The organism is Ochrobactrum sp. SFR4, from assembly GCF_019730395.1.
Classification (GTDB): domain Bacteria; phylum Pseudomonadota; class Alphaproteobacteria; order Rhizobiales; family Rhizobiaceae; genus Pseudochrobactrum.
Genome location: NZ_JAAPBB010000003.1, coordinates 167463 through 189205 on the forward strand (window position 1 = coordinate 167463; position 21743 = coordinate 189205).

17 protein-coding genes are annotated in these 21743 nt (G+C 51.3%); 14 read left to right on the forward strand and 3 right to left on the reverse strand.

The window, feature by feature from the left end; all coding sequences use genetic code 11:
• Positions 1-7: 7 nt before the first annotated feature.
• Complete coding sequence (locus HBA93_RS04890) at positions 8-466, forward strand: type II toxin-antitoxin system RatA family toxin (protein ID WP_121992633.1); 459 nt, start codon at positions 8-10, stop codon at positions 464-466.
• Positions 467-539: 73 nt separating this feature from the next.
• On the opposite strand, the gene HBA93_RS04895 is transcribed toward HBA93_RS04890, so the two are convergent.
• Entirely contained in the window at positions 540-1442 is a 903-nt protein-coding gene (locus tag HBA93_RS04895; protein ID WP_121992921.1) for a DMT family transporter, read from the reverse strand.
• A 134-nt stretch (positions 1443-1576) separates the two neighbouring features.
• Between HBA93_RS04895 and HBA93_RS04900 the strand changes: the two genes are divergently transcribed.
• Positions 1577-2140 carry a bifunctional transcriptional activator/DNA repair enzyme AdaA gene (locus tag HBA93_RS04900; protein ID WP_122092147.1) on the forward strand — a complete coding sequence of 188 codons (564 nt, stop codon included), beginning with the start codon at positions 1577-1579 and terminating at the stop codon, positions 2138-2140.
• A gap of 87 nt (positions 2141-2227) precedes the next feature.
• Here HBA93_RS04900 and HBA93_RS04905 read toward each other — a convergent pair whose 3' ends face one another.
• Together HBA93_RS04905 and HBA93_RS04910 are read right to left on the reverse strand one after the other, a co-directional pair.
• Positions 2228-2743 (reverse strand): CinA family protein, encoded by a 516-nt coding sequence (locus tag HBA93_RS04905; protein WP_221722641.1) that lies wholly within the window; start codon positions 2741-2743, stop codon positions 2228-2230.
• Positions 2744-2752: 9 nt separating this feature from the next.
• On the reverse strand, positions 2753-3955 hold the full coding sequence (locus HBA93_RS04910; protein WP_221722642.1) for a bifunctional 2-C-methyl-D-erythritol 4-phosphate cytidylyltransferase/2-C-methyl-D-erythritol 2,4-cyclodiphosphate synthase: 1203 nt from the start codon (positions 3953-3955) through the stop codon (positions 2753-2755).
• A 205-nt stretch (positions 3956-4160) separates the two neighbouring features.
• On the opposite strand from HBA93_RS04910, the gene dusB reads away from it, so the two are divergent.
• The 12 genes from dusB to lon all read left to right on the forward strand — a co-directional run bounded on the left by dusB (position 4161) and on the right by lon (position 21584).
• Positions 4161-5180: a tRNA dihydrouridine synthase DusB gene (dusB, locus tag HBA93_RS04915; protein ID WP_221722643.1), complete on the forward strand. Its 1020-nt coding sequence runs from the start codon at positions 4161-4163 to the stop codon at positions 5178-5180.
• Positions 5180-6301, forward strand: a complete 1122-nt coding sequence (locus tag HBA93_RS04920) for a two-component system sensor histidine kinase NtrB (protein ID WP_221722522.1) — start codon at positions 5180-5182, stop codon at positions 6299-6301. Before dusB ends, HBA93_RS04920 begins: the two co-directional genes overlap by 1 nt.
• Before the next feature lie 108 nt (positions 6302-6409).
• Positions 6410-7819, forward strand: coding sequence for a nitrogen regulation protein NR(I) (gene ntrC / locus HBA93_RS04925; RefSeq protein ID WP_502910047.1), 1410 nt, complete (start codon positions 6410-6412; stop codon positions 7817-7819).
• 83 nt (positions 7820-7902) lie between these two features.
• The gene (locus HBA93_RS04930; RefSeq protein WP_221722524.1) at positions 7903-10170 is read left to right on the forward strand and encodes a sensor histidine kinase NtrY-like; all 2268 of its coding nucleotides are present in this window, start codon (positions 7903-7905) and stop codon (positions 10168-10170) included.
• 93 nt (positions 10171-10263) lie between these two features.
• On the forward strand, positions 10264-11625 hold the full coding sequence (gene ntrX / locus HBA93_RS04935; protein ID WP_121992626.1) for a nitrogen assimilation response regulator NtrX: 1362 nt from the start codon (positions 10264-10266) through the stop codon (positions 11623-11625).
• A gap of 2 nt (positions 11626-11627) precedes the next feature.
• Positions 11628-13004: a Trk system potassium transporter TrkA gene (gene trkA / locus HBA93_RS04940; protein ID WP_075655375.1), complete on the forward strand. Its 1377-nt coding sequence runs from the start codon at positions 11628-11630 to the stop codon at positions 13002-13004.
• A gap of 133 nt (positions 13005-13137) precedes the next feature.
• Complete coding sequence (locus tag HBA93_RS04945; protein ID WP_221722525.1) at positions 13138-13941, forward strand: capsular polysaccharide synthesis protein; 804 nt, start codon at positions 13138-13140, stop codon at positions 13939-13941.
• A gap of 359 nt (positions 13942-14300) precedes the next feature.
• Entirely contained in the window at positions 14301-14537 is a 237-nt protein-coding gene (hfq, locus tag HBA93_RS04950; RefSeq protein WP_022712353.1) for an RNA chaperone Hfq, read from the forward strand.
• A 264-nt stretch (positions 14538-14801) separates the two neighbouring features.
• The gene (gene hflX / locus HBA93_RS04955; RefSeq protein WP_221722644.1) at positions 14802-16223 is read left to right on the forward strand and encodes a GTPase HflX; all 1422 of its coding nucleotides are present in this window, start codon (positions 14802-14804) and stop codon (positions 16221-16223) included.
• Between the two features lie 183 nt (positions 16224-16406).
• Positions 16407-17033 (forward strand): ATP-dependent Clp protease proteolytic subunit, encoded by a 627-nt coding sequence (locus HBA93_RS04960; protein WP_022712351.1) that lies wholly within the window; start codon positions 16407-16409, stop codon positions 17031-17033.
• A 449-nt stretch (positions 17034-17482) separates the two neighbouring features.
• Positions 17483-18757 carry an ATP-dependent Clp protease ATP-binding subunit ClpX gene (gene clpX, locus HBA93_RS04965; RefSeq protein ID WP_075655371.1) on the forward strand — a complete coding sequence of 425 codons (1275 nt, stop codon included), beginning with the start codon at positions 17483-17485 and terminating at the stop codon, positions 18755-18757.
• 403 nt (positions 18758-19160) lie between these two features.
• Complete coding sequence (lon, locus tag HBA93_RS04970; RefSeq protein ID WP_075655370.1) at positions 19161-21584, forward strand: endopeptidase La; 2424 nt, start codon at positions 19161-19163, stop codon at positions 21582-21584.
• Positions 21585-21743 lie beyond the last annotated feature (159 nt).

Here is a 21743-nt window from a genome sequence, read left to right on the forward strand (position 1 = left end):
ATAGATCATGCCGCAATTTACTGCCACACGTCAGGTTCAGCACCGCGCGGAGCAAATGTTTGCTCTCGTCGCGGATGTTGAAACTTATCCGCAATTTGTACCGATGTGTGAAGCATTGACCATCCGTTCGCGTAAAGAGCGCGATGGCAAGACATTACTGGTGGCCGACATGACTGTCGGCTACAAATTGATCCGTGAGACATTCACCACACAGGTGCTGCTCAAGCCGGACGAGCGGGTGATTGAAGTCAAATATATTGACGGCCCGTTCCGCTATCTCGACAACCGCTGGACATTTGTACCGGTCGGTGACGGTACGCATAGCGATGTGGATTTCTTCATTGATTATGAATTTAAGAGCCGCACGCTTGGTCTGGTAATGGGCTCAATGTTTGATCTGGCTTTCCGCAAATTTGCGGAAGCTTTTGAAAAACGCGCCGATCAGATTTATGGCGTACAAGCCTGATATGAACGACCTTATTTAACGCCTGCAGGCAATATGGCAAACCAACGAATTAAAGTGGCCAAAGCCAACAATATTATTGTTTACGGCCGTTTATAAAAGAAAAGACCCTTCCGTCGATTGCCAGTAATGCAGCTGCAATGAGCATCATTCCGGCGTAATGGCGCATTGCCAAAGATTCATCTAAAAATAATACTCCGAGTAAAATGGCACTGACCGGAATAAGCAAGGTAACAAGTGCGGTATTGACGGCTCCTGCAGATGCCAGAAGTCGAAAGAAGATTATATAGGCCAAAGCTGTTGATACGATAGCCAGCATTAGAATAGCCGCGATAACGGAAAGACTTGGCATTTGCAAACTCCAGGGCTTGTCGAACATGAAAACAACGGGAACCATCATGAATGTTGTTGCTGTAAGTTGACCAAACGCTACTTGTGTCGCGGAAAAGCCCATTGTTTTGAAACGACGGCCATATGTTGCTGCAAATCCATAAGAGAGTGCAGCGCCGAGACAGGCGAGCATACCTGTTAAAGCAAATCCTTGGTTGTTGAGAAGATTTCCGCCAAGCAGGATTATAACGCCCACAAACCCAAAGACGATACCTATTACCTTATTCAGAGCCATACGTTCATCTGTTAAAAGAAAATGCGCGACAATGATGGAAAAGATCGGCGTGGTAGCATTCAGGATTGAAGCAAGACCGCTGGGGATCATAGTCTGGGCCCAGAAAAGCAGGCTGAATGGCAGAAGATTGTTCAGAAGCCCCATGATAAAGAAAGTGTGAAACATACGTCCCGTGAACGGCCAGCCTTCACTGCGCAAACGAAGTATGACGGCAAGTACCAAAGCCGCAATAGCTGTACGGGATATCACGACTGTCAAAGGCGGTAGCTCTCTTACTGCTACGGCAGCAAAAAAGAACGCTCCGCCCCAGAGGATAGACAACAGAAACAATAGCCCCCAATCCTGATATGTCATTCGCATCGTGCAATCCTCTCATGATAATTTTGCCAGCATATTTATTTGTTTTTGTCGTATAGTGCTGGCGGTTTTCAGACTTCATCATCTGCAAAGTCTCACTTCTGTTGCTGATAGAGTGGTAGAGTTGGATTATGTTTGATTTCGATACTTGTAATGAAGCGCGCTTACGGCGTGATCCGGCTTATGACGGGCTGTTTTTTACTGCTGTTCGCACCACCGGCATTTATTGTCGCCCTGTTTGTCCGGTGAAACATCCGCTGACAAAAAATGTTAGTTATTATCCCTCAGCCGCAGCAGCTGAACGGGCAGGGTATCGGCCTTGTTTGAGGTGCCGGCCTGAAACAGCGCCATTCTGTCCCGCATGGAAAGGAACACGAACAACCGTGGAGCGGGCTTTGAAAATGATTGAGAGTGGTGCGCTTGACAGCGGTTCTGTGCATGAGCTTGCAGCGTCACTCGGTATTGGTACGCGGCATCTTTCACGATTATTCGCCCGCCATATTGGTGCTTCACCGGTTCAGATGGCACAAACTCTTCGCATAGGACGCGCCAAACGTTTGCTCGATGAGACGGACTTTCATCTGTCTGAGATCGCGTTTCAGGCAGGATTTGGTAGTATCAGGAGCTTTAATGCTGCATTTCTAACTCTATATGGACGTCCTCCGTCCTCAATACGCAGGCAGAGGATTCTTTGAGAGAAAAAGGTCACCGGCATCCGTCGTCAGGCTATAATGCTTGCATCCGTATTGGCGTCAGCAATTTACGAGCATTCAGATAAATTATTATATGTTTTCTTCTGTTTCGCCGGCCAATGCCCCGAGAATAAGAGCAAAAGCAGCATGCACTGTGGCTAACCGGATAGCGTCGCGCGATTGGTCGCCGAAGCGGCATTCCAGATGCAGTGTTTCAAAATTTTGTCCGGCGCAGGCAATATGTACCAACCCGACCGGCTTTTCAGCGCTACCACCGGAAGGACCTGCAACGCCGGTCACTGCAACTGAGATACCAGCCTGAGGGGCATGTTTCAGCGCACCTTCGGCCATGGCGATGGCGACTGGTTTGGATACGGCACCAAATTCAAGCAATAGGCTGTGAGAAACACCGATCAGTGAAGCTTTGGCTTCATTGCTATAGGTGACAAAACCACAATCCACCACATCGGAGGAACCGGCAATGTCGGTCAGTGCGGCGGCAATCATGCCGCCGGTGCAGGATTCGGCCGTGGTAATCATGAGCTGAGCCTTGCGGCAGGCATCAAGAACGGCGAGGGCCTGCTCTTCTGCAATCAAACTCATGATCTTCTTCCTTTATGCGGGCACTTCACCCGGATAGATGACGCTGACGGTTACGATTGAAGCAATGCCTTCCTTGCGGCCGACAAAGCCCATTTTCTCATTGGTCGTGGCTTTGACCGAAACGCGGTCAGCGCTGACGCCGAGCATATCGCTGAGTTCTGCGGTCATGGCTTCACGATGCGGGCCGATTTTCGGCTCTTCGGCAATCAGTGTAATATCGGCATTAGCAATACGTCCACCGGCTTCGCGCACGGTTTTAACTGCAAACTCAACAAACTGCCGTGAAGCTGCGCCTTTCCACTGCGGATCAGACGGTGGGAAATGCGTGCCGATGTCACCTGCGCCGCGAGTGGCAAGTAGGGCATCCGTCAGTGCATGCAGCGCCACATCGGCATCAGAGTGACCATTGAGCTTATGTGTATGCGGAATTTTCACGCCGCAAAGCCACACATGGTCACCTGCCTCGAAACTGTGCACGTCATAACCATTGCCCGTGCGAATGTCCGGAAAAGCAACCATATCCTGACGCAAGCGCTGATCAGCCATTTCAATATCCTTTGCCCATGTAATTTTAGTATTGTCGGCTGAGCCTTCGACAACACGAACAGGAATGCTCTGCCATTCTGCAATGGCGGCATCATCGGTGAAATCAGTGCGCCCTAATGCAAATGCTGAATTATGCGCATCGAGAATTGGCACGAACGGAAAACTCTGCGGTGTCTGCGCAGCAAATAGTCCTGCGCGCTGTACGGTTTTGGTGACCAATGCATCGCCGCCGGCCTGTTTCAGCGTGTCGGAAACGGCAAGCGCAGGTAGCACACCGGTTTGCGGGTGCAGGGTTATCATAATGCGCTTGAGCAAATCTTGGGTGATAAAAGGGCGCACACCATCATGGATCATCACATAATCCGGCGTATCATCGCACAAAGCGAGCAGGCCGAGGCGGGTGGATTCCTGTCGTGTCGGGCCGCCGGTCACAAGCTTCAGGCGCGAGGCATCAATCTCAGCGCGTTTCAGTGCAGCATGATAAAGATCGTGATCGTCGGTATGGATGACCACAACAACGGGCGAAATCTGCTCGCAAGCCAGAAAGGTACGTAAAGTATGCGCCAGCACGGCCTGACCGCCGATGCGGCGATATTGTTTAGGGCCTTCGGTGCTCTGACCGGCGCGTTCTCCGCGTCCTGCGGCGACTATAACTGCTGCTGTGCGAATGAGAAAAGCCTTTCCGAGCTGTCACACCTCTGTTTATAGCGAATACCGCCTCATGGTGTTAAATACCAGTGATGTTTTTTTGATAATCGTATGATCTTTAAAGCTCTTTGGAAAATATCCGCTTTTTCTTGCATGAAGATGATAAAACCTATAAATCTGCTTAAAGTTTGAGCGTTTTTAATATTGCACAATTTTTAGGCTAATGATGACGACTGCAACCCTGCCATTGAAGATCGGAAACGTGGAAATCCGTAATCGCGTATTTCTGGCGCCGATGTCCGGTGTGTCCGACTTGCCGTTTCGCCGTCGGGCGTGGGAGGCCGGTGCGGGGCTGGTGGTCTCGGAAATGGTGGCCAGTGCGGAGCTGTGCAATCATCATTCTGAAAGTCGTAAGCGGATGGAGCGCGGTGATCTGCAGACCCATGTGGTGCAGCTCGCTGGGCGCGAAGCACATTGGATGGGCGAGGCCGCCAAGATTGCCGAAGCAGAAGGTGCGGATATTGTCGATATTAATATGGGCTGCCCTGCCAAAAAGGTAACCGGCGGTTATTCCGGCTCAGCATTGATGCGCGATCTGGATCATGCGTTGACGCTGATTGAAGCGACCGTGCAAGCGGTGAAAGTGCCGGTAACGCTGAAAATGCGGCTTGGCTGGGATCACAATTCCATTAATGCACCGGAACTGGCACGACGTGCTGTTGATGCCGGTGTGCAGATGATTACCGTGCATGGCCGCACGCGCTGTCAGTTCTATACCGGTCATGCCGATTGGGATGCTATCCGCGCCGTACGTGATGTGATCTCTGTACCGCTTGTTGCCAATGGCGATGTTGGCAGTGCTGCGGATGTGCAGGAAATTATGCAGCGCTCCGGTGCGGATGCGGTGATGATTGGCCGTGCCGCCTATGGCCAGCCTTGGCTGGCGGGGCAGGTCGCAAGCGAACTGAATGGTTTGCCACATGGTGCCGCACCGCAAAATCTGAGCGATTATATTCTCGCACATTATCACGCCATGCTGGAACATTATGGTGAGAAAACCGGTGCCCGCCATGCCCGCAAACATCTGGGCTGGTATATGGAGCGCCATACTTCCAATGTGCCAGATACAGTCACGAAGGCGCTGATGACCTCAGGCAATGTGCAGGAAGTATCAGCTATTCTCACTGATATTTTTACCGGCCTGTCACCGGTCGCAGGAGCAAAATCCCTGAAGGATGCCGCCTGATGGACGCTATAGCATTTTCTCTGTCCGATCACGTGCTGAATACATTGCCGCAAGCGGTAATAATGGCAGATGCTGCAGGACAGATTATTTATGCGAATGCGCAGGCAGAAGTTTTTTTCCGCTCCAGTGCTGGGATTTTGAAGCGCCATGGTCTTAATTATTTTCTGCCGCCTGCAAGCCCGCTGATCGGACTGATTACGCAAGTTATTCAAAGCGGTACAGCGGTTAATGAATATCATATTGATCTGTCGTCGCCGCGTATGGGCACAGAGCGTATGGTGGATGTGCAGGTAACGCCGGTCAGTGAAATACCGGATCACGTGGTTATCCTGTTTAAAGAAACAGCCATGGCGGAGAAGCTCAATCGCCAGATGAGTCATCGTGGTGCGGCACGCTCAGTCACCGGTCTGGCGGCAATGCTGGCGCATGAAATCAAAAATCCGCTTTCGGGCATTCGCGGTGCGGCGCAATTGCTGGAAATGTCTGCCCGCGATGCTGCCAACGAAGCAGATTGCGAGCTGACCCAGCTGATCCGTGATGAGGCCGACCGTATTGTCGCTCTGGTCGACCGGATGAATGTGTTTTCTGATGAGCGTCCGATTGAGCGCTCTGCCGTCAATCTGCATACCGTTCTGGGGCATGTCAAAACACTGGCCAGTCATGGCTTCGCCTCTCACGTCACTATTCGTGAGGAATATGATCCGTCCTTGCCACGTGTCTGGGGCAATCGGGATCAGTTGATACAGGTCTTTCTCAACCTGATTAAAAATGCGGCTGAGGCGATTGAGCCGGAAGAACGCACGGGGCGAAAGGGCGAGATCCTTCTGACCTCTGCCTATAAAGCCGGTATGCATATGATCGTACCGGCGACGGGTGAACGCCTGTCTCTGCCGCTGGAATATTGCGTGATTGATAATGGCGGAGGTGTCGCACCGGATATTCTGCCGATCCTGTTTGATCCGTTTATTACCACCAAAACCAATGGCTCCGGTTTGGGCTTGCCGCTGGTTGCGAAGATCATTGCAGATCATGGCGGTATGATTGAGTGCGAAAGTTTTTCAGGAAAAACCATCTTTCGTATTTTGCTGCCGATATGGAAACAGGACAGTGCGGTTATCTAAATTTAAATATTAAAATATCGATCTAATGTGATGTAATATAATATTTATATATGTGGGAGTGAGGCATTGAATGAACTGGTAATCATCGTTGCTGAAGATGATGCAGCCATGCGTACAGTGCTCAATCAGGCGCTGAGCAGAGCAGGTTATGCTGTGCGCCTTGCCAGTAACCGTGCAGCGCTCTGGGCGCTGATTACGAGCGGCGAAGGTGATCTGGTGATCAGCGACGTGAATATGCCGGACGGTTCTGTGTTTGAAATCCTGCCACGTATCCGCAAAGCGCGCCCCGACCTGCCGGTTGTGGTGATGAGTGCGCAAAACACTTTCATGACAGCTATCCGCGCCTCGGAGGCCGGTGCCTATGATTATCTGCCGAAACCATTCGACCTGAGCGAAATGGTAAGTCTGCTGCGTCGCGCACTGTCCGAACCAAAACCGGTGCAGACAAAACAGGATGTGGACGAGCAGGCGGAGAATATGCCGCTTGTCGGTCGCTCGGTCGCGATGCAGGATGTCTATCGTGTGCTGGCGCGTATGATGCAGACTGATCTGACGCTGATGATTACCGGTGAGTCCGGTACGGGTAAGGAGCTGGTTGCCCGCGCTTTGCATGAATATGGCCGCCGCCGTAATGGGCCGTTTGTGGCGATCAATATGGCAGCTATTCCACGTGATCTGATTGAATCTGAATTATTCGGTCATGAAAAAGGGGCATTTACCGGCGCGCAGCAGCGTTTTTCAGGTCGTTTTGAGCAGGCCAATGGTGGTACGTTGTTTCTCGATGAAATCGGCGATATGCCGATGGAGGCGCAGACGCGTTTGTTGCGCGTGCTTCAGCAGGGCGAATATATGACTGTTGGTGGGCGCACGCCGATTAAAACCGATGTGCGTATTGTGGCGGCGACGAATAAGGATTTGCTCAAAGCGATTCATAAGGGGCAGTTCCGCGAAGATTTATACTACCGGCTCAATGTGGTGCCGCTGCGTATGCCGCCATTGCGCGAGCGCAGCGAGGATGTGCCGGATCTGGTGCAGCATTTTTTCCGTCTGGTGGAAAAGGAAGGCCTGTCGCCGAAACAGATCAGTGCCGAGGGACTTGCTGCGCTGCGCCATTACTCATGGCCCGGCAATGTGCGCGAGCTGGAAAATCTGGTGCGCAGGCTCGCGGCACTCTATCCGCAGGATGAAATCAATGCGGAGATTATCCGTCACGAATTACAGCATTTGCCGCCGTCATTGCATGCAGATGAGACAGGGCTGAAAGCCGATCAGATCACCAATTTACGTGAAGCAACAGAGATTTATCTGCGGCAGTATTTTGCCTCCTTCAACGGTGAATTACCGCCGCAGGGGCTCTATGACCGGATTTTGCACGAGATTGAATATCCGCTGCTGGCTGCAAGTTTAACAGCCACATCCGGCAATCAGATCAAGGCCGCAGAATTACTGGGTCTGAACCGCAATACGCTGCGCAAAAAAATCCGCGATCATGACCTCAATATTTTCAGGAATAGCTAATATAGTGAGGATCAGCAGCGATATCGTTGCATATGTGCAACATTCTGTTGCATGACGGCAACGGTTTATAATAGATTAACAGAATGGATAAGACGAGTCTGCTTGAGTGGTTGCGCGAATTTAAACCTGCACGGGTGAGTGAACAAAGACGTTTGCTGGCTCTTCCGGGTGTGATCATTGTTGTCCTGTCGATCATTGCGTCACTTGTCTCCTTTCTGATTATGATCGGTGTTACGCCGATTGTTCCTGATCTGCATGTGACCTTGACGCTGATCATCATCAATGTGGTGCTGGTCGTCAGTTTGCTGGCGCTGATTATTCGCGAGATTTTCCGCATCACACAGGCGCGTCGCCATGGCCGTGCTGCCGCGCGTTTACATGTGCGCATTGTGGCGCTGTTCTCGCTGATTGCGGCAGTTCCGGCGATTGTTGTGGCGATTGTTGCCAGTGTAACGCTCAACCTCGGGCTGGATCGCTGGTTTGAAACCAATACGCGCAATATCGTCAATTCATCGATCAGCCTTGCCAATGGTTATATCAATGAAACCGCACGTAACCTGCAAAGCACGACCTATTCCATGCTGCAGGATATGGATGCGCAACGCACGCTCTATAGTCTCGATCGTAACGGTTTTGTGCAGCTGATGACCTTGCAGGCGCTGGGTCGTGGTCTGCTTGGCGCACAATTATTGCGCGAAGACGGCTCTGTTGCCTTGCGCAGCGAGCAGGGCGGCGCAAATCTGCCGCAACCGCCGTCAGAGGCGGTTGAAACGGCACGGGACGGCAATCCGGTGATTATCCCGCCGGGTCCGACCAGTAACTTCGTTGGCGCGATTATCAAAATGCGTGAGATACCCGATGTGTATCTCTACACCGTACGTGCGGTTGATGCGCAAATTCTCGATTCCATGCGTCTGATGGAGGCGAACACCAAGCGCTATCAGGATATGGAGGCGAACCGTATCCCGACGCAGGTGATCTTTGCCCTGCTTTATTTCGGCCTGATGCTGATTGTTTTGCTACCGGCTATCTGGACAGGTATTGCTGTGGCAGACCGTCTGGTGCGGCCGATCCGCCAGCTGATCGGTGCTGCTGATGAAGTGGCTGTCGGTAATCTGGATATTTCCGTGCCGGTGCGTTCCAGTGACGGTGATCTCGGCGCATTATCCGGCACTTTCAACAACATGGTTGCTGAACTGAAAAGTCAGCGTACGGATCTTTTGGCAGCCAAAGACCAGATTGATGAGCGTCGTCGCTTTTCCGAGGCTGTGTTGTCCGGTGTGACCGCTGCGGTGATCGGTGTGGACGCGCTGGGGCTGATTAATATCGTCAACCGCTCGGCAGAGCAGATGTTCTGCCTTGAGACGGATGAGGTTATCGGCACCAGCCTGAGCACGCATATTCCGGAAATCGGACAGGTTTTTGAAGTGGCGCATGATTCCGGCCGCGCGGTTTACCGCGATCAGGTGTCGATGATGCGTGGCGGTCTGACGCGTACCTTCAATGTGCAGATCACGATTGAGGACGGTACAGGCGATGAACGCTCCTATGTCGTTACGATTGATGATATTACTGATCTGGTGCAAGCGCAGCGCTCAACGGCATGGGCTGATGTGGCGCGCCGTATCGCCCATGAGATCAAGAACCCGTTAACGCCGATCCAGCTTTCTGCCGAACGTATCCGCCGCCGTTATGGCAAGGTTATTACTGAGGATCGTGAGGTTTTTGACCAGTGCGTGGAAACGATCATCCGTCAGGTCGGTGATATTGGCCGTATGGTGGATGAATTCTCGTCTTTTGCACGGATGCCGAAGCCGAAAATGGAAACCATCGATTTGCGGGATTCGCTGAAAGAAGCTGCATTCTTGGTGGAAGTCAGCCGCAGTGAAATCAGTTTTGAGCAGCAATTGAGTGAAGTGCCGCTCTATGGCCATTTTGACAGTCGTCTGCTTGGTCAGGCTTTTGGTAATATTATCAAGAATGCTAGTGAGGCTATTGAAGCGGTTACTGATGAAGATAATTATCACGGACATATTTTGCTGAAAGCCTATCAGGACAAGGATCAGCTGATTGTCGATGTGATTGATAATGGCAAAGGTTTGCCCGGTGATAACCGGCAACGGTTGCTGGAGCCTTATATGACAACACGCGAAAAAGGCACCGGCCTTGGTCTCGCGATTGTCCGTAAAATTGTTGAAGATCATGGCGGGCATATGGAACTGCATGATGCACCGGCTGATTTCTATCAGGGCAGAGGTGCGATGATCCGTATGGTTTTCCCTGCAACGCCACCGGGTATTACAGGCGCGGGTATGGCAGGGACAGATATAAGTGAGGAGTTGCAGGCATGACAGACAGATGCAGGCAGCTGAATGATAAATACCTGCGGATAGATCACTTTGTGGTAAATCTGCGGGATAATGGGAACAAGGCAGGTGGATTAAATGGCTTCTGATATTCTCGTCGTTGATGATGAAACGGACATCCGTGATCTGGTTGCTGGTATTTTAAGCGACGAAGGTCACGAAACCCGTACCGCTTTTGATGCGGACAGCGCATTGGCCGCGATCAATGATCGTGTACCACGGCTGATTTTTCTGGACATCTGGTTGCAGGGCAGCCGTCTGGACGGGCTGGCATTGCTGGATGAAATCAAAAAACTGCATCCGGATTTACCGGTTGTGATGATCTCCGGCCACGGTAATATTGAAACTGCTGTCTCGGCTATCCGTCGCGGTGCTTATGATTTTATCGAAAAGCCGTTCAAGGCAGATCGTCTGATCCTCGTGGCAGAGCGGGCACTGGAAACATCAAACCTCAAGCGCGAAGTTTCTAATTTACGCAAACGCTCCGGTGAGACATTCGAACTGCTTGGCAATTCGCTGGCGATGAACCAGTTGCGCCAGACCATTGAACGTGTAGCACCGACCAACAGCCGTATCATGATTACCGGTCCTTCGGGGTCGGGCAAGGAAATGGTGGCGCGTGCCATTCATGGGCAGTCGAGCCGTGCTAGCGGACCTTTCGTGACTGTGAATGCCGCTGCTATTACGCCCGAACGCATGGAAATCGAGCTTTTCGGTACTGAAATGGACGGTGGGGAACGCAAGGTCGGCGCACTGGAAGAGGCGCATGGCGGTATTCTCTATCTCGACGAAATTGCCGATATGCCGCGCGAAACCCAGAACAAGATTTTACGCGTTCTGGTTGATCAGCAATTTGAACGTGTTGGCGGAACCAAGCGCGTGAAGGTTGATGTGCGTATCATTTCTTCTACGGCTCAGAATCTTGAAGGTATGATTGCCGAAGGGCTGTTCCGTGAAGACCTGTTCCATCGTCTGGCGGTTGTTCCGGTGCAGGTGCCGCCACTGGCACAGCGCCGCGATGATATTCCGTCACTGGTCTCCTTCTTCATCAATCAGGTGGCTGAACAGGCCGGTATCAAGCCGCGCCGTATCAGCGATGATGCGATGGCGGTTCTGCAATCCCATAGCTGGCCCGGCAATGTGCGCCAGCTGCGTAACAATGTGGAACGCCTGATGATTTTGGCGCGCGGTGATGATGTGGATGCGCCGGTAACGGCTGATCTGCTGCCGGCGGAAATCGGTGATACGTTGCCGCGCACACCGACAGATTCAGACCAGCATATTATGGCACTGCCGCTGCGTGAAGCGCGTGAAATGTTTGAAAAGGAATATCTGGTCGCACAGATCAACCGTTTCAGCGGTAATATTTCACGTACGGCTGAGTTTGTGGGTATGGAGCGTTCCGCTCTGCACCGTAAACTCAAGTCGCTCGGAGTGTAATTATGCGCATCATTATCTGCGGTGCCGGTCAGGTCGGCTTCGGTATTGCTGAGCGGCTCGCTGCGGAACATAACGATGTATCGGTGATTGATACATCGGAAAAGCTGATCCACGCCGTGCGTGATCTGCTTGATGTGCGCGGTTTTGTCGGTCACGGCTCGCATCCGGATGTGCTGGAAGCGGCCGGTGCCGATGAAGCAGATATGATTATCGCCGTTACGCTTTACGACGAAATCAATATGGTGGCCTGTCAGGTTGCCCATTCGCTGTTTAATGTGCCGACCAAAATTGCCCGTATCCGTGCGCAGACCTATCTGCAAAAGCAGTATCAGGAGATGTTTTCGCGCGATAATATGCCGATTGATGTGGTGATTTCGCCGGAACTGGAAGTCGGCGACATGGTGCTGCGCCGTATCGCTTTGCCGGGTGCTTCCGATGTGTTGCGCTTTGCCGATGACAAAGTGGTCGCTTTTGCCATTGAGTGTATGGAAGACTGCCCGATCATCAACACACCGCTGAAACAGCTGACCGATCTGTTTCCTGACCTGCCGTCAACGGTGGTTGGTGTGGTGCGTAATGACAAGCTGTTTGTGCCGCATTCCGAGGATCACCTGCTGGCAGGCGATCTGGCCTATGTGGTGACAACGGTAGAGCAGGTGCGCCGTACGCTCGGCCTGTTCGGTCATGATAAACCTGAGGCGCGACGGATCATTATCGCCGGTGGCGGTAATATCGGGCTCTATGTTGCGAAAAAGATGGAAGAGCGCCAGCCGCATACGCGGCTGAAAATCATTGAACATAATCGTGAGCGTTCGGCTTTTGTGGCGGATGAGCTGGATAAGACAATTGTGCTCAACGGCAGTGCGCTGGATCAGGAATTGCTGCGCGAGGCAGAAGTTCAGGATGCTGATCTGATGGTGGCGCTGACCAATCAGGATCAGGCGAATATTCTGTCAGGGATTATGGCGAAGCGCCTTGGCTGTAAGTCGAATATGGTGCTGATTAATAATTCTGCCTATCAGGAATTTATTCATACGGTTGGTATTGATTCTTATGTCAGTCCGAAAAATGTGACGATTTCCAAGATTTTGCAGCAGGTGCGGCGCGGTCGTATCCGCTCAGTCCATAGTGTCTATGACGGGCGGGCGGAGCTAATTGAGGCAGAAGCCCTTGAAACTTCACCATTAGTCGGCGCGCCATTGCGTAATATCGACCTGCCGGCCGGTCTGCGGGTGGGTGCGGTTTACCGTGACGGAAAAGTTATTAAGCCACATGGTGATCTGCATATTCGCCGCAATGACCGCGTAGTGATGTTTGCAACAAGTGATGCGGTGAAGCATGTAGAACAGATGTTCCGCGTGAGTCTCGATTTCTTTTAAAGACCTTATGTCAGAGCAGTTCCGGTTTCTGTTGCATCGTTGGAACTGCTTTGACTGTTTGTTTTAACGTATTGCCGACGCAAAGCAGGCTCCCGCTGTTTGGTTCGGCAATGCTATAAATTGAGTATGCTTTATGGATATTTGTACATTCTGGTACGGCAGCCAATTACGGCCGGTGGATCATATGTGCCTGACTTCCATGGTCAGAACAGGACAGAAGGTTAAGCTGTTCAGCTATCAGCCGGTCGAAAATCTGCCGGAAGGTGTGGAGCAGCATGACGCTGCAACGATCATGCCGATTGAATCATTTCGCCGTCTTGATCCCGGTTTTCCAAACCTGAAAGATAATCTGACAATTGTTCAGTTCAGCGATATTTTTCGCATCAATCTGATGAAACATCGTCAGGGTGTGTGGCTGGATACAGATGTCTATCTGCATAAGCAGTTCCATCCGGATGCATCCAAACCCTATCTGGCGCGTGAAAACAGGGAGCGCGTCGGTGTTTCAGCTTTGTATTTTCCGCCCGATCATCCGGTGATTGCCGAGTTTGATGCCTATATGGCCGGTGATTATCCGCTGCCGAAATGGCTCGGTTTGCGCAGACGGGTTTTACGCCCGCTCTGGTACCGCCTCATTGGTAAGGAAGTGACGCCTGCAATGATCGGCATCACCATCTTTGGCAATGACGGCATCTCAAGGCTGGCCAAGAAATATGACTGTTTTAACGATGCGGCACCTAAAGAGAGCTTCTATTACTGGACGGCGCGTGACTGCCTGAACATTTTTGATCCGAAATATGGTCTTGAGCCGCTGAATCATCCTGAATTTATCGGCTTTCATGTGCATCGCAAAAGTCCGGAAGAGCTGGTTATACGTAAGGGCAGCTTCTATGAATGGATGCTGAAGCAAACAGGTGAGCTGACGGAAACTGTTTAAGCGCCATGAAATGTCCGGTACAGGCGGTTATAAAATATATTTGGCCTGAATGGCATAGTTTTGGCTGTGCGGCAGCTAATCATCCGGCAGCATACAACATTTTGACGTTGCGCAAAAAATAGCGGCCTGTTAACCCTTTGCGGAATGTGGGATTATTCCCGCAACTATTGATTCTGTATCAATATACAGGTGCAATATCTGGGGCAGATGATAAAACCGGAACGCAGGAAAGATTTTCTGCTGTTTCTTCGGAAATGATCTGTTTGTGAACTATGCGCTTCAGGCGGCATGTTTGTAAACAGGGTGGATGTCTCCCCGAAATCAGTGCTGGTTGCGGATCGAAATAAAGGAATAAAAAAATGGCTGAACGATCGCAAAATCTTCAGGATCTCTTTCTGAATTCTGTACGTAAGCAAAAAATCTCTCTGACGATCTTTTTGATTAATGGCGTTAAGCTTACAGGTATTGTCACATCCTTTGATAATTTCTGCGTCTTGCTGCGCCGTGACGGACATTCACAGCTGGTATATAAACATGCCATCTCAACCATTATGCCAAGTCAGCCTGTGCAGATGTTTGAAGGCGAAGAAGAGTAAGTATTACAAGTCATTACGACTGTTTGCTGAAATTTCGAGATGTTTTTATATCCGCAGTGCCTCTAGGCCTGCGGATATATTTGTTTGTAAATACGGGAATAATTATCTGAGGCGCGCTCATTGATGCAGGCAGCCCGGATGATTATCTGATGGGAACAGTAGCCGTGCCGGTATGAAAATGACCGGCAAAGGCGATACATAAATCAGGATACACATTTGAAAAAACGCAATGATCCGGCAGCTGATCTGACGCCAGAAACAGAGATGCCAGAAACATATGAATTATCATCCGATGATCATTATGATGATGGCGCTAAACAGAAAAGCAGCAGAAAGCCTTTCACAACAAAAGTAGAAGATACACGGGCTTTTGTTGTCGTGCCGATTTTGCCGGAACGTTATGCGCTGGTCGTCGATCAGGATGAGAGCGAACGCCCGAAATATCGCCGGAGTGATGAAGCGCGGCTTGAAGAAGCTGCGGGACTTGCACGGGCGATTGATCTGAAAATTATCGACAGTTTTCTGGTGCAGACCTCCCAGCCGCGTCCGGCCACTCTGCTTGGCACGGGTAAGGTTGAGGATATTGCTGAACGCATTGAGCGTGAAGAAATCGAGCTGGTGATTGTCGATCATCCGCTGACACCGGTGCAGCAACGCAATCTGGAGCGCGAATGGAAAGTCAAGGTCATCGACCGTACCGGTCTGATTTTGGAAATTTTCGGTCGCCGTGCGCAGACCCGTGAGGGTAGCCTGCAGGTTGAGCTGGCACATCTGAATTATCAGAAAGGCCGTCTGGTTCGTAGCTGGACGCACTTGGAGCGTCAGCGTGGTGGCGGCGGCTTTATGGGCGGTCCCGGTGAAACCCAGATCGAGGCCGACCGTCGTATGCTGCAGGAGAAAATCCTGCGGATCAAACGCGAACTGGATACAGTTGTGCGTACCCGTCAGCTGCACCGTCAGAAACGCCGTAAGGTGCCGCATCCGGTCATCGCACTGGTTGGCTATACCAATGCGGGCAAGTCTACTTTGTTCAATCGTCTGACTGGTGCTGATGTGCTGGCGGAAGATATGCTTTTCGCGACGCTTGATCCGACTTTGCGTCGTCTGCGCCTGCCGCATGGCGATATGATCATCCTGTCCGATACAGTTGGCTTCATTTCCAACCTGCCGCACCATCTGGTTGCCGCGTTTAAAGCGACACTGGAAGAGGTGATTGAGGCGGATCTGATCCTGCATGTGCGCGATATGTCAGACCCTGACAATGCGGCACAGGCTGAGGATGTGGAAACAATTCTCAGTGGTCTCGGCATTAAAAAAGGCGATGAGCGTGTCATTGAGATATGGAATAAGATCGACCGTTTGAGCGAACCGATGCAGGATAGTGCGGAGAATCTGAGCAGCGGCAGTCATGAAGATGCGCGGCCTTTGCCGCTGTCTGCGCTGACGGGGCAGGGTACGCCTGAATTGCTGGCTTTGATTGAAGGTCGTATTTCCGGTGCGATGGAAAAAGTGCAGGTCAGCCTGCAACCGGATCAGTTCGGTCTGATTGACTGGATTTACCGCCATGGCAGCAATGTGCGTCGTCAGGATGGGGAAGACGGCTCGGTGATTATTGATGTGGATATGACTGCCGGTTCCGCGCAGAAATTCCGCGATAAATATGCCTCCGTAACAAAACGCAGCTAAGGATGTGCAGACTATCTGCCGTCATTTAGATTTCGGTAAGCATGAAAGATTAGACAGGGGCGGAATAGGGCGTTTATAGCGCAACACCTTGCGAAACGGGTACGCCTCGCCCTATGTATTGAGTATTACGAATCCTGACGGCAGTGTTTCGCTCCGTTCTCCGATAGCCAAAGGCAGTTAATGATGAGAGATCCAATTGAAACCGTTATGAATCTGGTCCCGATGGTGGTTGAGCAGACTGCACGCGGTGAGCGGGCCTATGATATTTTCTCGCGTCTTCTGAAAGAACGCGTGATTTTCGTGAACGGTCCGGTTGAAGACGGCATGGCTATGCTGATCTGCGCGCAGCTTTTGTTCCTTGAAGCGGAAAACCCGAACAAGCCGATTGAAATGTACATCAATTCGCCAGGTGGCGTGGTCACTTCCGGCATGGCAATTTATGACACGATGCAGTTCATCAAGCCTCCGGTTTCCACACTCTGCATGGGGCAGGCGGCATCCATGGGCTCGCTGCTGCTGACAGCCGGTGCAACCGGTCAGCGTCTGGCACTGCCGAATGCGCGTATCATGGTTCACCAGCCATCCGGCGGTTTTCAGGGGCAGGCTTCTGATATCGAGCGTCATGCGCAGGATATCATCAAGATGAAGCGCCGCCTCAATGAAATCTACGTCAAACATACCGGCCGTGATTATGAAACCATCGAGCGTACGCTTGATCGCGATCATTTCATGACCGCTCAGGAAGCGCTCGAATTCGGCCTGATCGACAAAGTGATCGAATCACGCGATCTCGGCGAAAAGAAAGACTGATAAATTGGATTCTGATCCGTTTTACCTTTAAAGCGGATCAGTTTTCTGAAGACCGGAATTTCGTAACAAGTGGTTTTCCGGCAGAAATCTTCGGCATTGTATAATTTTAGCCACATTTTTTCTGCCATTACCGCTTTTACTGTACTGTCGTATAAAACAGTGCGGTAGACAGGTTGTAAAACTGTCTTTTGCCTGTTTATGCTAAAGCATGTCGCAGCTAAATGATCTCATTTACGTCCGCGAACATGCAATGAAATAAAAAAAGCCAGAGCGAGCGCAACGCGTATAATGTAATGCGGCACGCTCTGAATGCTGTGTTAAGTGATTGTTTGGGTCTTGTGCCTAGAAAGACGACTGCCGTTCGTGTCGGTTTCGGTCGGGAAGACATGACGGTTAGAACTTGGTGCCTGTTGCGGACAGCGGGCGGCCATTACTGAAAGGAAACTGCGATGAGCAAAGTCAGCAACGGCGGTGGCGATTCCAAAAATACGCTCTATTGCTCCTTTTGCGGAAAAAGCCAGCATGAGGTGCGCAAGCTGATTGCGGGGCCGACCGTTTTTATCTGTGATGAGTGCGTCGAGCTTTGCATGGACATCATCCGCGAGGAAAACAAATCCTCGATGGTGAAGTCGCGTGAAGGTGTTCCGACTCCGCAGGAAATTATGGCGGTTCTCGATGATTACGTCATCGGTCAGAGCCATGCCAAGCGTGTTCTGTCGGTTGCGGTTCATAATCACTATAAGCGTCTGGCTAACCAGCCAAAGAGCGGTGATGTTGAGCTGGCAAAATCCAATATTCTTCTGGTTGGCCCTACCGGTTGCGGTAAGACCTATCTGGCACAGACACTGGCGCGCATCATTGATGTGCCGTTCACCATGGCTGATGCCACGACACTGACCGAAGCCGGTTATGTCGGTGAAGATGTTGAAAATATCATTCTCAAGCTGTTGCAGGCTGCCGACTACAATGTCGAGCGTGCGCAGCGCGGTATCGTCTATATCGACGAAGTGGATAAAATCAGCCGTAAGGCCGATAATCCGTCGATTACCCGTGACGTATCCGGTGAGGGCGTACAGCAGGCCCTGCTGAAGATCATGGAAGGCACTGTGGCTTCCGTACCGCCGCAGGGCGGACGCAAGCATCCGCAGCAGGAATTCCTGCAGGTGGACACAACCAATATCCTGTTCATTTGCGGCGGTGCATTTGCCGGTCTCGACAAGATCATTTCGTCCCGTGGCGAAAAGACCTCCATCGGCTTCAGCGCAACTGTAAAAGCGCCGGATGAACGCCGTATCGGTGCGATTTTCCACGAGCTGGAACCGGAAGATCTGGTGAAATTCGGTCTTATTCCGGAATTCGTTGGTCGTCTGCCGGTTATTGCGACACTGGAAGATCTGGATGTGGCCTCTCTGGTCAAAATCCTGTCTGAGCCGAAAAATGCTCTGGTGAAGCAGTATCAGCGCCTGTTCGAGATGGAAAATGTTGAGCTGACATTCCATGAAGATGCGCTGCTGGCAATCGCAGGCCGTGCGGTAGAGCGTAAGACCGGTGCCCGTGGTCTGCGTTCGATCATGGAAAAAATCCTGCTTGATACCATGTTTGACCTGCCGACACTGGAAGGTGTTCAGGAAGTGGTTATTTCCGGCGAAGTCGTGGATGGCAAAGCGCAGCCGCTTTACATCTACGGTGATCGTAAGGAAGAAAAAGGCACGGTTTCCGCTTAAGGAAACAAACAGCCTGTCAGCTGTGACGAAAATCAAAAACGCTCAGGAGCAATCCTGAGCGTTTTTCGTTTGATGACATATTTATAGAGTCCATGTTTTTATATTTATGAGTTAAAATATCATATTTTATTGTGCTGGATTGTGGACGATAGGGGAAACACGGCGAAACCGGCACTTTAGGCGTTTCTTTAACCGCGAAACCGCTTTAAAAGATGAGCATGAAAATTGCATTTTGATCCGGTGGTCATAAATGCGCTGATTTATTCTGCTGTATGAAGCATAAACAGTGCTTGAAATAGCGGCAACGGGTGGCCAATTATACAGTCGATGCACACAGTGATTTGCTGATGAAACGGGGATCATTGTGTGGCGATCGGGTGGTTAACCCGGGAAAGGACCTAAAATGACGGATACAGAGTTGAAGACATCGGTGGGTGGTCAGGACGGGCTCTATGCCGTATTGCCATTGCGCGATATTGTTGTCTTCCCGCATATGATTGTGCCGCTTTTTGTCGGCCGCGAAAGATCAATCCGTGCGCTTGAAGAAGTGATGGGCGTTGATAAGCAGATCCTGCTTGCTACGCAGAAAAATGCTGCCGACGATGAGCCGGCCAATGACGCGATTTATGAAATCGGTACAGTTGCCAATGTGCTGCAGCTGCTGAAATTGCCGGACGGCACTGTAAAAGTGCTGGTTGAAGGTATTGCACGCGCCAAGATTTCCAAATTCAGCGACCGTGAAGATTATCACGAAGCCTATGCTGACATTCTCGAACTGCCGGAAGAAGAGCCGGTGGAAATCGAAGCGTTGTCCCGCTCGGTGATGAGCGACTTTGAAAATTACGTAAAGCTGAACAAGAAGATTTCGCCTGAAGTTGTTGGTGCGACCAGTCAGATCGACGATCATTCGAAACTGGCCGATACGGTAGCCTCGCATCTGGCGATCAAGATTGCTGAAAAGCAGGAAATGCTTTCGATCCTGTCGGTTCGTGAGCGTCTTGAAAAAGCTCTGGAATATATGGAATCCGAAATCTCGGTTCTTCAGGTTGAAAAGCGCATCCGCTCGCGTGTTAAACGCCAGATGGAAAAGACCCAGCGCGAATATTATCTGAACGAACAGATGAAGGCGATCCAGAAGGAACTGGGCGACGGTGAAGACGGCAAGGATGAACTGGCCGAGCTGGAAGAACGCATTGCCAAGACCAAGCTGAGCAAGGAAGCTGCGGAAAAAGCGCAGGCTGAAATGAAAAAGCTGCGGTCGATGAGCCCGATGTCGGCGGAAGCCACAGTGGTGCGCAACTATCTCGACTGGCTGCTGTCCCTGCCGTGGAACAAGAAGTCCAAGGTCAAAACCGATCTGGCTTTTGCCGAGGAGGTTCTGGATACAGAACATTTCGGTCTGGATAAGGTCAAGGAGCGCATTGTCGAGTATCTCGCGGTACAGTCACGCGCTGCCAAGATCAAAGGCCCGATCATCTGTCTCGTAGGCCCTCCGGGGGTTGGTAAGACCTCGCTGGCGCGCTCAATTGCCAAGGCAACCGGTCGTGAATATGTGCGTATGTCGCTTGGCGGCGTGCGTGATGAGGCTGAAATCCGCGGTCACCGCAGAACCTATATCGGCTCCATGCCGGGCAAGGTTGTGCAGTCGATGAAGAAAGCCAAGAAGTCCAACCCGCTGTTCCTTCTCGATGAGATTGACAAGATGGGGCAGGATTTCCGTGGTGATCCGTCATCGGCTATGCTGGAAGTGCTGGATCCGGAACAGAATGCAACCTTCATGGATCATTATCTGGAGGTCGAATATGACCTGTCCAACGTAATGTTCGTGACGACTGCAAACTCACTGAATATTCCGGGTCCTCTGCTTGACCGTATGGAGATCATCCGTATTGCCGGTTACACTGAGGATGAAAAACTTGAAATTGCCAAGCGGCATTTGCTGCCAAAGGCAATCAAGGAACATGCTTTGCAGCCGAATGAATTCTCGGTTGATGAAGCAGCCATTCTTGCTGTGATCCAGCACTACACCCGCGAAGCCGGTGTACGTAGTCTTGAACGTGAAATGATGAAACTGGCGCGTAAAGCTGTCACGGAAATCGCACGTAAGAAGACCAAGTCGGTTCATGTGACTAAGGATAATATTTCTGATTATCTCGGCGTCATGAAGTTCCGTTACGGACAGATCGACGGCGAAGATCAGGTTGGTGTTGTTACCGGTCTGGCATGGACAGAAGTGGGCGGCGAATTGCTGACCATTGAAGGCGTGATGATGCCGGGTAAAGGTCGTATGACCGTGACTGGTAACCTGCGTGATGTGATGAAGGAATCCATTTCGGCTGCGGCATCCTATGTCCGCTCCCGTGCGGTGGATTTCGGCATCGAGCCTCCGCTGTTCGACAAGCGCGACATCCACGTGCACGTACCGGAAGGTGCGACACCGAAGGATGGCCCGTCTGCCGGTACAGCAATGGTAACGGCAATTGTTTCTGTGCTGACCGGTATTCCGGTACGCAAGGACGTTGCTATGACCGGTGAGGTTACATTGCGCGGTCGTGTTCTGCCAATCGGCGGCCTGAAAGAAAAACTGCTCGCAGCTCTGCGTGGCGGTATCAAGAAGGTGCTGATTCCGGAAGAAAACGCCAAGGATCTGGCTGAAATTCCGGACAATGTGAAAAACGCATTGGAAATCATTCCGGTCTCTTATGTCGGTGAGGTGCTTGAACATGCACTGATCCGCAAGCCGGAGCCGATCGAATGGGTTGAACCGGAAGTATCAGCCATTGCCAAAACCGGCGATGATGATGCTGTTGTGGGCATGGCTCACTAATCATCTGCAATACAAAATCAAAAGCCCCGCAAGTCTGACTTGCGGGGCTTTTTGCAGAGCATTTCACAGTCAAGTTGGTTCAACTTGGACTGTCCGGGATAATGCGACAAACTAAAGAATTGAGACGCGAGCACTGCGATTCAACATGGACGTAAACCG

Coding starts and splice junctions, on each gene's coding strand:
- hfq (WP_022712353.1), top strand. CDS start 14,301: ATGGCTGAACGATCGCAAAATCTTCAGGATCTCTTTCTGAATTCTGTA.
- HBA93_RS04890 (WP_121992633.1), top strand. CDS start 8: ATGCCGCAATTTACTGCCACACGTCAGGTTCAGCACCGCGCGGAGCAA.
- HBA93_RS04900 (WP_122092147.1), top strand. CDS start 1,577: ATGTTTGATTTCGATACTTGTAATGAAGCGCGCTTACGGCGTGATCCG.
- HBA93_RS04920 (WP_221722522.1), top strand. CDS start 5,180: ATGGACGCTATAGCATTTTCTCTGTCCGATCACGTGCTGAATACATTG.
- HBA93_RS04930 (WP_221722524.1), top strand. CDS start 7,903: ATGGATAAGACGAGTCTGCTTGAGTGGTTGCGCGAATTTAAACCTGCA.
- clpX (WP_075655371.1), top strand. CDS start 17,483: ATGAGCAAAGTCAGCAACGGCGGTGGCGATTCCAAAAATACGCTCTAT.
- ntrX (WP_121992626.1), top strand. CDS start 10,264: ATGGCTTCTGATATTCTCGTCGTTGATGATGAAACGGACATCCGTGAT.
- trkA (WP_075655375.1), top strand. CDS start 11,628: ATGCGCATCATTATCTGCGGTGCCGGTCAGGTCGGCTTCGGTATTGCT.
- ntrC (WP_502910047.1), top strand. CDS start 6,410: ATGCGTACAGTGCTCAATCAGGCGCTGAGCAGAGCAGGTTATGCTGTG.
- dusB (WP_221722643.1), top strand. CDS start 4,161: ATGACGACTGCAACCCTGCCATTGAAGATCGGAAACGTGGAAATCCGT.
- HBA93_RS04895 (WP_121992921.1), bottom strand. CDS start 1,442: ATGACATATCAGGATTGGGGGCTATTGTTTCTGTTGTCTATCCTCTGG.
- HBA93_RS04945 (WP_221722525.1), top strand. CDS start 13,138: ATGGATATTTGTACATTCTGGTACGGCAGCCAATTACGGCCGGTGGAT.
- lon (WP_075655370.1), top strand. CDS start 19,161: ATGACGGATACAGAGTTGAAGACATCGGTGGGTGGTCAGGACGGGCTC.
- hflX (WP_221722644.1), top strand. CDS start 14,802: ATGCCAGAAACATATGAATTATCATCCGATGATCATTATGATGATGGC.
- HBA93_RS04960 (WP_022712351.1), top strand. CDS start 16,407: ATGAGAGATCCAATTGAAACCGTTATGAATCTGGTCCCGATGGTGGTT.